Here is a 13181-nt window from a genome sequence, read left to right on the forward strand (position 1 = left end):
TGGACAGATGTCGGGAGAGGAACAGGGGGATGCGGCCCCTCAGTGGTCAAAATGGAGGACGACACGGCACCGCCCGTTCTCCTCTGCACTCCGGGCCGTGTCGGCGTACTGCCCTGCCATGTACCAGGCGAATGCGGCAAAACCGAGGTCGTCTTCGAGCATCTCCTCCTCCGTGGGACGGGAGGCAGGGAAGGCCAGCGCCTGCCCGGTATAGCCGACCGCAAGGTCGAGGTTCAGTTCGTCGAAGGAAGCCGAGACCTCGACAGGGCCGTCGGTGAGAGACCCCATCGTGCCCTCCGCGACCTCGGTGGCCGCGGCGACGGCGCGGACGACCACCTCCTCGCGGGCGCCCCACTCCTCCCCTTTGCGCTGGAGGAAGGCCTCGATCTCCCTGGACGCGGCTGCACCCGGTTCGATCACGATGCTCTCCTCCTGCCTGATGCCGAACCTGAGGGCGAGGTTGAGCACGATGGCGGTGATGGTCGCCAGGGTGATCGAAGAGGCGAAGACAGGTTCGAAGATGGGGGGGACGTCCTCGAAGACGTACGGGACAAACTGGACGGAGAGGCCGAAGACCAGGGAGAGGCCGATGACCAGCACCTTCCGCGTGTCCATCATCCTGGAGAGCATCGTCGTGATCCCCACCATGATCAGGAAGGCGCAGATGTAGACGACGACCGCACCGATGACATAGATCGGCACCAGGGAGAAGGCGGTCGTCGCCTTCGGGACGAAGGCGCAGACGACGAGCGCCCCGCCGAAGAGGAAACCGATGTACCTGCTCGTGATCCGGGAGGCGACCGAGATGCCGAGTTCGGAGGAGGCGGTGGAGACGCCCGGCGAACCGATAACACCGGCAAAGACGTTCGTGAGCCCCATCGTGAAGACGCCGTCCCTGATATTCTCCATGTCGGGCCTGACCCAGGCGGCGTCATTCACCCGCTGCCCGATCGTAACATTGGTGATCGTCTGGATCGTCGTCGCGATCACGGCGATGAGAAAGATCGGGAGCAGACGGAGATCGAAGGACCAGAAGAAGTACGAGAGGTCAGGGGCCTGGAGGAGGGGGGCCGCCATCACCTGCTCGAGAGCGTCGGCCGGGTACAGGCCGAGGAGATAACTCGCGCCAAGGCCGACGGCAAGGGCGGTGATGATCGCGTTCGCCTCATACTTCTCGCCGAACCGGGGCGAGATGACGAGGACCGCAAGGGTGAGGACGGCCACGCCGACACCGGCGGGGACAAAACCGGCAGTGTCCGTCCCGCCGGTCATGCCGAGAAAACTCTGGATCCCGAAGGGGATGAGGGAGAAGCCGAGGACCGTGATGACCATCCCCATCACCTCGGGCGGGAAGAGGACGCGTAGTTCCCTGACGACGCGGGAGAGGCCCATCTGGAGAAGGCCGGCGACGGCGGTCATGCCGAACGCGAGGGCGAGGCCGCCTGCCTGGGCGGCATGGAGGGTCGCCACCAGGAAGGACTCGTCGCAGGCGTTCGGCATCAGGTAGCCGCAGCCGATGCCGCGCCCGCGAAGGGCCTGGAGGGCGGTGCCTACTCCTTCGGCAATGAGAAGGGAGGAGAGGAGGGCCGCCGTCATTGCGGGCGGACCCCCGACGGCCGCGACGATGATGATCGGGATCATCAGGGAGAGGGCGACGTGCTGGACGACGAACTGGAGGGTGAAGGGCACCGCTACCGACGCGGGCGGGCGTTCGTCAACGCTGTACACGAGGTCTTCAGGTCGCCTGCTCATGGTCCCCTCCCTGTGCTGTCATCTTCATCTCCTGTCTCCTAGTGGTCGAAGTGCAGGTGGAGCGTGCACCTGCACGAAAGGTCGCTCGCATCGGCCATGCCGCCGGCGCCGGTCGTCAATCGCCCGCCCTCACCTGACCGCCGCGTCAGGTACGAGACGAAGACCTCCAGGTTGAACTCGTCGAAACGCATGATCACCCGCACTGGCGCCTCGGTCACTCCCTGGGCCTCGATGTCCCTGATACAGGCCTGCACTGCCTTTACCGCCCGGGAAAAGACCTCCTTGCGTGCCCCCCACGCCCTGGCCGGCCCCATCATCGCCGCATTCACGTCGGCAGGCGATCCTGCCACAGGGTCGTGGAAGAACTCGACGGTGTCCTTCACCCCCACCTGGTACAGGGCATTGAGGAGGATCGCAAGGAGGGCGGCGACGGTGAGGGAGGTCCCGAAGGCCGGGGAGAAGAGGTCGCTCATGCCCGCGATCTTCTCCGAGACCAGGTCGATCCCGACCCCGATCGCCAGGGGGACGCCGATGACCAGGGACCGCCGGGAGTCGAGCATGCGGGAGGAGATGATCGCAAGACCCGAGACGATGATGAAGGAGACGGCAAAGAGGGAGACGGCGGCAAGAACGGACGCGGGCACGGAGGTCAGAGCCCTGATAAGCAGGGGTGAACACCCGGCGAGGATGAGGAGGATGCCGGCAGCGATACCGATGATCCGGGAGAAGGCGCCGTTCGCGATAGAGACCCCGACGGCCGCAGGCGACGCACCGACGCCGGCGCCGCCGATCAAGCCGGAAAAGGCGGTGGCAAGGCCGGTGACGAGGACGCCCTTCTCGATGTTCCCGAAGTCCGGCCTCTGCCATGCCTGGTTGGTGCTCACCTGGCAGAGGGTGAAGGTGCCGAGGTCGTTGAAGACGGTGCAGAAACCGGCGACAAAGAAAGGCACGAGGAGGGCGGCGTCGAAGGACCAGCCGATCTTCAGGGGGTCGGGGAGGGCGAAGAGAGGGGCGGCGGCGATCCCGGCGATCTCGGCAGGGCCGAAGGCGCCGGTGGCGACGGCGATGAGCCAGCCCGCGCAGATGCCGAGCATGATCCCGGCGGTCCTGACCGCCCCGCGGCCATAGACGTAGACCACGACGAGGAAGCCGAGGAGGAGGATGCTTGTGACGGCCGAGGCGATGTCGGTGCCCGGACCTGAGCCGTACTTCCCCATGAACGCGGGCATGATGTGGCTGATGAGCATGATGCCGAGCATGAGGAGGATCATGCCGGCGATCTCGACAGGGAAGTACTTCCTGAGGCGGGAGATGTAGCGTGAGAATCCGGCCTGGGCGAGGCCGGTCACCGTCGTCATGCCGAGGAGGAGGGAGAGGCCGCCGGTCTTGACGGCGAGGACCATCGGCCCGAGGTATGCGGCCGAAAGGGTGTACGGCGCAAGGTATTGGACGCCGAAGCCCCGGTACCCGACGGCATTCACGACCGTCGCCGCACCGGAGGCGATCGCGATGCCGCCGATGAGGACGAGGAGGTCGTCGTCGCCGATGCCGGCGGCTCCGGCCAGGGCAGCGATGACCTGGAGGCTGATCACGAAGAGGAAGAGGTGCTGGACGGCGAGCACCAGCGTGACCGACCATGGCGGACGGTCGTCCGGCCTGTACACCATGCCCGGCAGTTTCACGATAAATAGTGGAGATTCTGCGGAAAAAAACCTGTGGTTTTCGCTTTGTAGAATCGCTCATAAAACGAAGTTTCAGGCGGTTCTTTGAAAACCACCTCAGAGGTTTCGATCGTATGCCGCCGGCCTGAGGAGGGGCATCAGCCTGGCGATGTGGTAGCCGCAGATGACGGAGATCCTCTCGCCGAAGGCGGCGTCGAGGGCCGGATCGCCGGTGTCGACGAAGAGGGCCGGTGTTGCGGCGAGTTTGCCGGGCGTGGCGACGACGATAAGGTTCTCCGGCCCCGCGGCCCTGAGCACCGCGGGGGTGATCGGCCCGGTGCCCCGGCCGATGACCGCACCCTGCGCCCCGATCGGGCTGACGATGATCCTGCACCGGCCGGCACTCTCGATATGCGCGAGGAGGGCGGCCTCGTCGGCGTCAGGGGCGGCAACCTTCCCGTCCACGACCACGTCCACGCCAAGGAGGGTCGCCTCGATCCCGGCCTCCCGTGCGATCGCGGCCGTGGTGCCCCCGGCCCCGAGGACAACGCAGCCGCCCGCCCGGATCAGGTCGGCCATGAAACGGGCGATGCCATCGAGGGCGGCGGCCTCGTCCCCGAAAGAGGCCTCCTTCCCGCACTGCACACGGCCGGGGAGGAAGGGGATCCTGGCCGTCGCGTAGAGGCGGGCCCGCAGGTCGCCCTGCCTGTACGCCTCCTCGTCAATGTCCATCACCTCGGCCTCGCGGAGGGCGTAGTCCCCGGCAAGGACCTCGCCCACCGCGGCGGGACGGACCGCAAAGACGCCCGAGTACATCTTCACGCCCGCGGGGATGCCGAGGATGGGGGTCTCCCCCGCAGCCGCCGCGACGTCCCGCGCCGTGCCGTCGCCTCCGCAGAAGAGGATGAGGTCGGCCCCGGCATCGACACAGGCCCTGACAGCGGCGCGGGTGTCGTCGGCCGTCGTCTCCGGGCCTCGGGGAGTATGGACGACCTCGTACTCCCTGATGCCCCCGGCGTCCAGGGCGTCGGCCCCCATCGCCCCACTGGAGGTGAGAAAGCGGAGGGGGAGACCCCGGAGAGAGAGGAGGGCCTCGACCGCACGCGTCCCCGCCCGCGGCAGCGCTCCCCGCCGCCGCGCCTCGTCAGCCGTCCCGTCCGTCCCCTTCAGGCCGACCGTGCCGCCGAGGCCGGCGAGGGGGTTGATCACAAGCCCGATCGTCGTCATGGAGATGCAGAGTATGCCGCCGGAGAGGGAAAAAGATGTATGAGAGGGAGGGAAGGGTCGAGCATGAAGGCGCCAAATGAGGAGGAGAGAAACCGGGAGAGGATGTCTGACATCAGTTTCCGCATCATGTCTGTCCTCTTCAGGATCCAGGACCTGGTCTGGCCCCCCGATCGCCTCATCGACCGGATCGGGATCAGGGAGGGGATGGTCGTGGTGGACTATGGCTGCGGCCCGGGCAGGTATATCGCGGGGGCGTCCGGGCGGGTCGGCAGGACAGGCCGCCTCTACGCCGTCGACATCCATGAACTGGCGATCGAGGCGGTGAAAAGACGGGTCAGGGAGGAAAATCTTGCCAATGTCGTCCCTGTCCTCGCACGCGGCTACGACTCGGGCATACCTGCCGGGACGGTGGACCTCGCCTATGCCCTCGATATGTTCCACATGATCGAAGATCCGTCCGTCTTCCTCGGAGAACTCCGCAGGATCATAAAACCCGACGGCATGCTCGTGATCGACGACGGCCACCAGCCGCGCACGACGACCCTGAAAAAGATCCGTGCCTCGGGACTGTGGGAGGTCGCGGAGGAGACCGCGGCATTTCTGCGGTGCCGCCCAAAAAAATGAGATAAATGGCGCGGGTACCGCCTTTCCCAAAAACAGAGAGAGGGTCAAGCCCCTTCCCTGACGGCCCCACACAGTCCGGCGACGAAACTCTTCAGTTCGGCGCACATCACATCACTGTCCCCCGGATGTCGCTCGACGATCTCCACGATCGCGCTGCCGGCGATCACGCCGTCCGCCCCCGCGGCCGCGAGCGCCCTGACCTGGGCGGGGCCGGCGATCCCGAAGCCCACGGCGATGGGGAGGGGGGTGCGTGACCGCAACGCGGCGATCCTCTCCTCCATGCCGGGGGGGAGGCCCGCCCTCGCGCCGGTGACGCCCTGCACAGAGACGAGATAGAGGAAACCCCCGGCATGGTCGATGATGCGGTCCAGCCGCTCGTCAGGGGTGTTCGGGGCCACGAGAAAGATCTGGTCGAGGCCGTGCCGCCGTGCCGCGGCGACGGCCTCCCCCGACTCCTCGGGCGGCATGTCTGGTATGATCACCCCGTCGGCCCCGGCCGCGGCCGCCTCTCCGTAGAAACGATCGATACCGCGGACATAGACGATGTTATACGCCGTCATCAGGACGATCGGGACGGCGGTTCCCTCCCTCACGGCCCGCACCAGGTCGAAGATCCGGGCCGGCGTCGTCCCGGCCGCAAGGGCCCGCACGTTCGCCCGCCGGATCGTCGGGCCATCGGCGATGGGGTCGGTGAAGGGAACGCCGATCTCGATGATGTCCGCCCCGGCATCGACGACCGACCGCAACGCCGCAAGAGAGGTCGCGGGGTCGGGGTCGCCGCCCGTCAGGTAGGCGATGCAGGCCGGCCTGCCGAGGCCTGAGAAGAGGGGCCCGATCCGGCTCATATCGCCACCCCCATCCTCGCCGCGACCTCTGCCACGTCCTTGTCCCCCCGCCCGGAGAGGGTGACGACGACGATGTCATCCCCGTCCATCTCCCGGGCCATCTTCACCGCGTGGGCGACCGCATGGGCCGACTCCAGGGCCGGGATGATCCCTTCCCGCCGCGAGAGGAGGGAGAAAGCGGCAAGGGCCTCCTTGTCGGTGACCACGACGTACTCGGCCCGCCCGGCGTCCTTCAGCATGCCGTGCTCGGGCCCGACGCCCGGGTAGTCGAGGCCTGCCGAGACCGAATGGGTCTCCAGGACCTGCCCGTCCCTGTCCTGGAGGAGGTACGAGAGGGCGCCCTGGAGCACACCCTTCGTCCCGGCGCAGAGGGTGGCCCCGTGCTTCCCGGTCGAGAGGCCCTCGCCCCCGGCCTCCACCCCGACAAGGCGCACATCGTCGCCGAGGAACGGATGGAAGGTGCCGATAGCGTTCGAGCCCCCGCCGACACAGGCGACCACCGCCGTGGGCAGACGCCCCTCGGCTTTCAGGACCTGTTCCCTCATCTCCCTCCCGATGACGCACTGAAAGTCCCTGACCATCGTCGGATAGGGATGCGGGCCCACCGCGGAGCCGAGGAGATAGTAGGTCTCCGCGGGACGGGCGATCCAGTCGCGCAGGGCCTCGCTGACCGCGTCCTTCAGGGTGCGGCTGCCTGTCCGCACAGGGTGGACCGTCGCCCCGAGGAGTTCCATTCTGAAGACGTTCAGCCGCTGCCTGGCCATGTCCACCTCCCCCATGTAGACCTCGACAGGGATGCCCAGGGCCGCGCCCGCGATCGCCGTCGCCACGCCGTGCTGGCCGGCGCCGGTCTCCGCGATGATCCTGGTCTTGCCCATGTGCCGCGCCAGCAGGGCCTGCCCCAGGGTGTTGTTGATCTTGTGTGCGCCACCGTGGAGGAGGTCCTCCCTCTTCAGGTAGATCCGGCAGCCGAGGTCGCGGGAGAGGTTCCGGCAGTACGTGAGGGGAGTCTCTCTCCCGGCAAAGGTCGAGAGGTACCCCTCCAGTTCGGCCTGAAAGGGGGGGTCGTTCTTCGCGCGTTCATAGGCGGCCTCAAGCGCCCCGAGTTCCCCCATCAGGGTCTCCGGGACGAACTGGCCGCCGAATTCACCGAAATATCCCTTCTTCATGGGGATATGCTCCTGCATGCCATGATAAATTCCGTCATCTTTCGTGTGTTCTTAATGCCCGGGCTGTCTTCGACGCCCGACGAGACGTCCACCCCGTACGGCCGCACGGCCCTCGCCGCCTCGCCGACGTTGTCCGGTGTCAGGCCGCCGGAGAGGAGGACAGGGACAGGCGACCGCAGGACAAGCGACCGGGCCTCATCCAGATCATACCGCCTTCCTGTGCCCTCGCTCCGGTCGAGGAGGATGGCGTCGTACCTTCCGGCAGGGGGCATCCCGTCGGCGACCGCCCTGATCACCGCCACGCTCGGCGGTACAGGGAGGTCGCAGTAGAGTTGCACCGCAGTCGGGCCGAGGGCGAGAACCTCGTCGAGTTCTGCCGGGTCGTCTGTCCGCGAGACGCAGATCCTGGCCGTGGAGGGGCCGAGGGCGGCGAAGATCTCGGCCGCCTTTTCAGGGGCGACCGACCGCGGCGAGTCGGAGAAGAGGACGACACCGATCGCATCGGCACCGGCCTTTTCGGCGGCAAGGGCGTCGGTGGCCCGCGTGATCCCGCAGATCTTCACGCGCATACCAGCCTCTCCAGTCTCTTTCCCGGGTTCGCCGAGGACATGAGGGCCGAACCGACGAGAAACGCATCGCAGTACGGCCGCAGGGCCCGGACGTCGCAGGGCCAGACGACGCCACTCTCGGAGACGACGATCCGGCCCTCGCCGGTGACGAGGGGAGCGAGTCTCTGTGTGGTGTGCAGGTCGATGGCCATCGTGGAGAGGTTCCGGTTGTTGATCCCTATCAGGGACGCACCGGCGGCGCAGGCGAGTCCAGCCTCCTCCCTGGTCCTCACCTCCACCAGGGGTTCGAGACCGAGGGAGAGGGAGAGGTCCACGAACCGTCCGAGGTCGCGGCCGAGCACACCGGCGATGAGGAGGACGGCGTCGGCCCCGAGCGCCGCCGTCTCCCTGAGCTGGAGTTCGTCGACGATGAAGTCCTTCCTCAAGACAGGGACAGGTGCGACCTCCCGCACCCGCCCGAGGTTGCCGGTGCTCCCCCCGAAGAAGAAGGGCTCGGTCAGCACAGAAAGTCCGGCGCACCCGCCGGCGACCAATGCGCGGGCCAGCGCCTCGGGGGGGACGCCGCAGTGGAGGTGGCCGCGCGAGGGCGAGGCGTACTTCACCTCCGCGATGACCGCGTTCCTCCGTTCAGAGGTGCGGATCGCCTTCGTCAGGCTGAACCGCCCTGAGGCCCGGTGGTCGGGGATGTGCCCGGTCGCCTCAAGCCCGGCCACCCGCTCGCGGGTGCGGGCGAGGATCTCGTCCAGGATCATCGGGCACCTCCTGTCGCCCTGACAAGGGCATCGAGCTTCTGCCGCGCCTCTCCTGAATCGATCGAATCTTTCGCACGGCGAAGGCCGTCCCCGAGGCATCCGGCCCTTCCCCCGAGATAGATCGCGGCGGCAGCGTTGAGGAGGACGATGTCGCGGGCAGGCCCGTGCTCGCCGTCGAGCATGCCCCCGAGGATCGCCGCGTTCTCGGCCGCGTCCCCGCCGGCAAGGTCGGAGAGAGAGGCCGGCGGGATCCCGAAGTCCTCGCAGGCGAGGTCATAGGTCAGGACCGCCCCCTCGCGGAGTTCGGCGACACGGGTCGGCCCCACGGTGCTGATCTCGTCGATGCCGCTCCCGTGGACCGCCATTGCCCGCCCGACGCCGAGGCTCTTCAATACCGCGGCGACCGTCTCCACGAGCGCCGGGCTGTAGACGCCGACGAGTTGCGCCTCCGCACCGGCCGGATTTGCAAGAGGGCCGAGGAGGTTGAAGACCGTCCTGATACCGAGTTCTGATCTCGGCCCGGCCACCCGGCCGAGGGCCGGGTGGTACGCCGGTGCATAGAGGAAGACAATCCCGACCTCCTCGACGACCTCCCGGGCGCGTTCAGGTCCGAGGTCGAGGCCCACACCGAGGGCGGCGAGGACGTCGGCCGATCCGCACCTGCTTGTTGCGCTCCGGTTGCCGTGCTTCACGACAGGCACGCCGGCGCCGGCGACGACAAAGGCCGCCGCGGTGCTGATATTGAAGGTGCTGCTACCGTCTCCGCCGGTGCCACAGGTGTCGACGAGGACGCCATCGACCCGCGGCATGATCCTGAGGGAGGCCTCGCGCATCGCCTGTGCAAACGCGGAGATTTCATCTACAGACTCGCCTTTCATCCTCATTGCGGCAAGAAAACCACCGACCTGTGCCGGGGTGGCGACGCCGCAGAGGATCTCGCGCATGACCTCTCCCGCCTCTCTGCCGGAGAGTTCGCGGCCCTCGGCCACCCGGACGATCGCCTCCCTGATCATGCCCGCACCCCCTTTCCGGCAAGGAAATTCCTGATGATCCGGTCACCCTCGGGAGAGAGGATGCTCTCCGGGTGGAACTGGATGCCGTCTATGGGATAGTCCCGGTGTCTGACGCCCATCACATAACCGTCGTCCAGACTCGTCGCCGTGACCTCCAGTTCCCGCGGGAGGCTGTTTCGGTCGGCCACCAGCGAATGGTACCGGGTGGCGTCGAAGGGATCGGGAACGCCGTCGAAGATCCCGGTGCCGTCGTGGACGATCCGGGAGGTCTTGCCGTGCATCAGACGCCCGGCCCTCGTCACCCGCCCACCGAAGACGGTGCAGATCGCCTGGTGGCCGAGACAGATCCCGAGAGTCGGGACCTCGCGGCAGATTGTCCTGAGGGCGTCCAGACAGAGCCCCGACTCTTCGGGCGTCCCGGGACCCGGGGAGAGGATGATCCGGTCGCAGTCGATCTCCCGGAGCACCGACGCAGGGGTGTCGTTCCTGACGACGATCGGATCGCTGCCGAACTTTCCGACCTGCTGATAGAGGTTGTAGGTGAAACTGTCATAGCAGTCGATGATGAGCACTCTCATAGGTCGCTCCTCCCCTGTGCGATCGCCCGGAGCATGGCCGCAGCCTTGTTCCTGGTCTCTTCCCACTCGTTTTCGGGGATGGAATCGGCGACGATGCCGGCGCCGACCTGGACCGACGCCGTCCCGTCCTCGAGGACAACGGTCCTGATCGCGATGGCAAGGTCCATATCGCCGTCGAAACCGACATGCCCGACAGCACCGGCATAGATGCCGCGGGGGCAGGGCTCCAGGTCGTCGATGATCTGCATCGCCCTGATCTTCGGGGCGCCCGAGACCGTGCCTGCCGGGAAGCATGATGTGAAGGCATCGAAAGAGTCGTACCGGTCGTCGAGCGACCCCTCCACCGTGGAGACGATATGCTGGACATGGGAGTACTTCTCGACGCCCATGAACGCGGGCAGGCGGACCGAGCCATAGGTGCAGACCCTGCCGAGGTCGTTTCTGGCGAGGTCGACGAGCATCGTGTGCTCGGCGCGTTCCTTCGTGTCGGCAAGGAGATCCTCTCCGAGGCGGTCGTCCTCCTCAGGGGTCGCACCTCTCGGCCGCGTCCCGGCGATCGGGACGGTCGTGACCGCCCCCTTCTCCACGCGAACGAGCATCTCGGGACTTGCTCCGGCGACCTGCTGGTCCCCGAAGTCCAGGAAGTACATGTACGGACCCGGGTTGATCGCCCTGAGCGCCCTATAGATCGCAAAGGGGTCGCCCGGGTAGTCGCAGTCGATCCGCCGGGACAGGACGCCCTGAAAGATGTCGCCTGCCGCGATGTGCTCTTTCATCCTCAGGACGGCGGCCTCGAAGGCCTCCTTCGAGACGGTCGAGCGGCAGGGGAGGTCAATCCCTGCGGCTTCGGGTCGGGCTCTCTCTTCCTCCGGTTCGAGGGTCCGGATCTGTGTAACCAGCGCCCTGATCCTTGCCCTGCTCTCCTCGTACGCCCTGAGAGGGTCTGTGTCTTCGGTCAGCAGGGGGCTTGAGAAGATGTACATCCTGCCGGCGAGGTGGTCGAAGACGATACAGTCCTGTGCAAGGAGAAGCCTGGCCAGGGGGGCGTCGGGACCGTCCCGGCGACCGGGCCCGACCTTCGGATGGAGACGGTGGACGAGGTCGTACGCGAAGTAACCGACAAAACCCCCGAAATATCTCGGGGCGCCGACATCGGCGACAGTAAACCTGCCGAGGATAGACCTGACCATCTCGACCGGGTCGGCCCCATCAGGAGAGGCAGCGACCCGGACAAAGGGCCGCGTGCCGCTGATCTCGACCGTCTCCCCCAGGGAGATCCTGAGGGCCGGGCCGACCCCGATCACCGAGTAGCGTGCACTCCGGTCACTTCCCTCCATCGACTCGAGGAGAAAACCGACGCCGTCGCAGAGCCCGACATAGACTCCCGGAGGCGTCACAGGGGGAAGGGGAAGCTCCTGGCAGAGAGGAATGATAAGGGGCCGGGACCGCCCCTCTGCAGCGGCAAGAAATTCCTGATAACCCGGCTTGAATATCTCTGTTTCACCGATTACGGCACTATCCATTCCACCGGCATCACCCCACCTTCGGCAGGTGCGCGAGCGATTCGCGGATCAGCTCGGCCGGGTATTCGTAGTCAGGGAGGCCGCCCGCAAGATAGGCATCATAGCTTGCGAAGTCGAAGTTGCCGTGGCCCGAGTTGTTGAAGAGGATCACCTTCTCCTCGCCGGTCTTCCGGCAGGCGAGGGCGGCGTCGATCGCCACCTTCACGGCATGGGCCGCCTCGGGGGCGACGATGATCCCCTCGGTCCTCGCGAAGGTGAGGGCGGCATCGAAGACCTCGTTCTGGTGGCAGGAGACGGCCCGCACCGCCCCGGCGTCGGCGAGGTGGGCGACCAGAGGCGAGACGCCGTGGTACCGCAGCCCGCCCGCGTGGATCGCCGGCGGCACGAAGTCGTGGCCCAGGGTGAACATCTTCAGGAGGGGAGTGAGGCCCGCGATGTCGCCGTAGTCGTAGGCGAAGAGCCCCTTCGTGAGGGTCGGGCAGGCCGCGGGTTCGACGCCGACGACGTCGGTCTCCGGGTGCTTCCCGCGGAGTTTGTCCCCGACAAAGGGGAAGGCGAGGCCGGCGAAGTTCGAACCGCCGCCGACGGAGCCGATGACCATGTCGGGATAGGCGTCGTCCATCGCCAGCTGCTCCCGCGCCTCAAGGCCGATGACCGTCTGGTGGAGACAGACATGGTTCAGGACCGAACCGAGGGCGTAGTTTGTATTTTTATGATGCACCGCGTCCTCCACCGCCTCGGAGATCGCGATGCCCAGGCTCCCCGGCGTGTCCGGGTGATCGGCAAGGACCTTCCTGCCCGCGTCCGTCCTCTCGCTCGGCGACGGGATGCACTCGGCCCCGTAGACCTGCATCATGCTCTTCCGGTACGGTTTCTGGGCGTAGGACGACCTGACCATGTACACGGTGCAGGCCATGCCGAAGAGGGCGGTCGCAAAGGCGAGGGAGGAACCCCACTGCCCGGCGCCGGTCTCTGTGGCGATACGCTCGACACCTTCCTTCATATTGTAATAGGCCTGCGGCACCGCCGTGTTCGGCTTGTGGCTGCCCGGCGGGCTGACACCCTCCCACTTGTAATAGATCCTCGCCGGCGTCTTCAGGTACTTTTCGAGGCGCCGCGCCCTGTACAGGGGGCTCGGCCTCCAGAGCCTGAGGATGTCCCGCACCTCGTCGGGGATGGGGACGGAGCGCTCGGTCGCCATCTCCTGCCTGATCAGTTCGCGGGGAAAGATGGCCGCCAGGTCATCAGGCACCACCGGTTTTCCCGTGCCCGGGTGAAGAGGCGGGGCGAGAGGCGTCGGCAGGTCGGCCTGAATGTTGTACCAGGCCTTCGGGATGGCGTCCTCGTCCAGGAGGATCTTCGTCTGCATGAAAGGGAGTACACAATGAACATAGATATACATTGTGGAACAGAACGTTACATCGGAGATTGGAGACGCCGGGCATGGCCCGATTTTATAGAGCAGGAC

12 protein-coding genes are annotated in these 13181 nt (G+C 66.7%); 1 reads left to right on the forward strand and 11 read right to left on the reverse strand.

The annotated features are described in order from the left end of the window. Nucleotides 1–39: 39 nt before the first annotated feature. From RJ40_RS07515 to RJ40_RS07525, 3 genes are all read right to left on the reverse strand, one after another. Nucleotides 40–1752 (reverse strand): uracil-xanthine permease family protein, encoded by a 1713-nt coding sequence (locus tag RJ40_RS07515; protein ID WP_265580237.1) that lies wholly within the window; start codon nucleotides 1750–1752, stop codon nucleotides 40–42. Nucleotides 1753–1790: 38 nt separating this feature from the next. Next, nucleotides 1791–3419, reverse strand: coding sequence for a uracil-xanthine permease family protein (locus RJ40_RS07520; RefSeq protein ID WP_265580238.1), 1629 nt, complete (start codon nucleotides 3417–3419; stop codon nucleotides 1791–1793). Between the two features lie 111 nt (nucleotides 3420–3530). Continuing rightward, entirely contained in the window at nucleotides 3531–4640 is a 1110-nt protein-coding gene (locus tag RJ40_RS07525) for an ATP-NAD kinase family protein (protein WP_265580239.1), read from the reverse strand. Between the two features lie 63 nt (nucleotides 4641–4703). On the opposite strand from RJ40_RS07525, the gene RJ40_RS07530 reads away from it, so the two are divergent. After that, nucleotides 4704–5264 (forward strand): class I SAM-dependent methyltransferase, encoded by a 561-nt coding sequence (locus RJ40_RS07530; protein ID WP_265580240.1) that lies wholly within the window; start codon nucleotides 4704–4706, stop codon nucleotides 5262–5264. A 44-nt stretch (nucleotides 5265–5308) separates the two neighbouring features. Here the strand turns inward: RJ40_RS07530 and trpA are convergent, their stop codons facing one another. The 8 genes from trpA to RJ40_RS07570 form a co-directional block, all read right to left on the reverse strand. Continuing rightward, nucleotides 5309–6109, reverse strand: a complete 801-nt coding sequence (gene trpA / locus RJ40_RS07535) for a tryptophan synthase subunit alpha (RefSeq protein WP_265580241.1) — start codon at nucleotides 6107–6109, stop codon at nucleotides 5309–5311. After that, entirely contained in the window at nucleotides 6106–7278 is a 1173-nt protein-coding gene (gene trpB / locus RJ40_RS07540) for a tryptophan synthase subunit beta (protein ID WP_265580242.1), read from the reverse strand. The genes trpA and trpB overlap by 4 nt, the downstream gene beginning before the upstream one ends. Next, nucleotides 7275–7847, reverse strand: coding sequence for a phosphoribosylanthranilate isomerase (locus RJ40_RS07545; protein WP_265580243.1), 573 nt, complete (start codon nucleotides 7845–7847; stop codon nucleotides 7275–7277). Before RJ40_RS07545 ends, trpB begins: the two co-directional genes overlap by 4 nt. Then, complete coding sequence (locus RJ40_RS07550; RefSeq protein WP_265580244.1) at nucleotides 7838–8599, reverse strand: indole-3-glycerol phosphate synthase TrpC; 762 nt, start codon at nucleotides 8597–8599, stop codon at nucleotides 7838–7840. The genes RJ40_RS07545 and RJ40_RS07550 overlap by 10 nt, the downstream gene beginning before the upstream one ends. Continuing rightward, complete coding sequence (gene trpD, locus RJ40_RS07555) at nucleotides 8596–9612, reverse strand: anthranilate phosphoribosyltransferase (protein ID WP_265580245.1); 1017 nt, start codon at nucleotides 9610–9612, stop codon at nucleotides 8596–8598. Before trpD ends, RJ40_RS07550 begins: the two co-directional genes overlap by 4 nt. Next, nucleotides 9609–10190, reverse strand: coding sequence for an anthranilate synthase component II (locus tag RJ40_RS07560; protein WP_265580246.1), 582 nt, complete (start codon nucleotides 10188–10190; stop codon nucleotides 9609–9611). The genes trpD and RJ40_RS07560 overlap by 4 nt, the downstream gene beginning before the upstream one ends. Next, nucleotides 10187–11587, reverse strand: a complete 1401-nt coding sequence (locus RJ40_RS07565) for an anthranilate synthase component I family protein (RefSeq protein ID WP_265580247.1) — start codon at nucleotides 11585–11587, stop codon at nucleotides 10187–10189. The genes RJ40_RS07560 and RJ40_RS07565 overlap by 4 nt, the downstream gene beginning before the upstream one ends. A gap of 136 nt (nucleotides 11588–11723) precedes the next feature. Continuing rightward, complete coding sequence (locus RJ40_RS07570) at nucleotides 11724–13082, reverse strand: TrpB-like pyridoxal phosphate-dependent enzyme (protein ID WP_265580248.1); 1359 nt, start codon at nucleotides 13080–13082, stop codon at nucleotides 11724–11726. Between the last annotated feature and the right edge of the window lie 99 nt (nucleotides 13083–13181).

Source organism: Methanofollis aquaemaris, from assembly GCF_017357525.1.
GTDB lineage: Archaea > Halobacteriota > Methanomicrobia > Methanomicrobiales > Methanofollaceae > Methanofollis > Methanofollis aquaemaris.

Coding starts and splice junctions, on each gene's coding strand:
- RJ40_RS07520 (WP_265580238.1), bottom strand. CDS start 3,419: ATGGTGTACAGGCCGGACGACCGTCCGCCATGGTCGGTCACGCTGGTG.
- RJ40_RS07545 (WP_265580243.1), bottom strand. CDS start 7,847: ATGCGCGTGAAGATCTGCGGGATCACGCGGGCCACCGACGCCCTTGCC.
- RJ40_RS07560 (WP_265580246.1), bottom strand. CDS start 10,190: ATGAGAGTGCTCATCATCGACTGCTATGACAGTTTCACCTACAACCTC.
- RJ40_RS07530 (WP_265580240.1), top strand. CDS start 4,704: ATGAAGGCGCCAAATGAGGAGGAGAGAAACCGGGAGAGGATGTCTGAC.
- RJ40_RS07570 (WP_265580248.1), bottom strand. CDS start 13,082: ATGCAGACGAAGATCCTCCTGGACGAGGACGCCATCCCGAAGGCCTGG.
- RJ40_RS07550 (WP_265580244.1), bottom strand. CDS start 8,599: ATGATCCTGGACGAGATCCTCGCCCGCACCCGCGAGCGGGTGGCCGGG.
- trpB (WP_265580242.1), bottom strand. CDS start 7,278: ATGAAGAAGGGATATTTCGGTGAATTCGGCGGCCAGTTCGTCCCGGAG.
- RJ40_RS07515 (WP_265580237.1), bottom strand. CDS start 1,752: ATGAGCAGGCGACCTGAAGACCTCGTGTACAGCGTTGACGAACGCCCG.
- trpA (WP_265580241.1), bottom strand. CDS start 6,109: ATGAGCCGGATCGGGCCCCTCTTCTCAGGCCTCGGCAGGCCGGCCTGC.
- RJ40_RS07525 (WP_265580239.1), bottom strand. CDS start 4,640: ATGACGACGATCGGGCTTGTGATCAACCCCCTCGCCGGCCTCGGCGGC.
- trpD (WP_265580245.1), bottom strand. CDS start 9,612: ATGATCAGGGAGGCGATCGTCCGGGTGGCCGAGGGCCGCGAACTCTCC.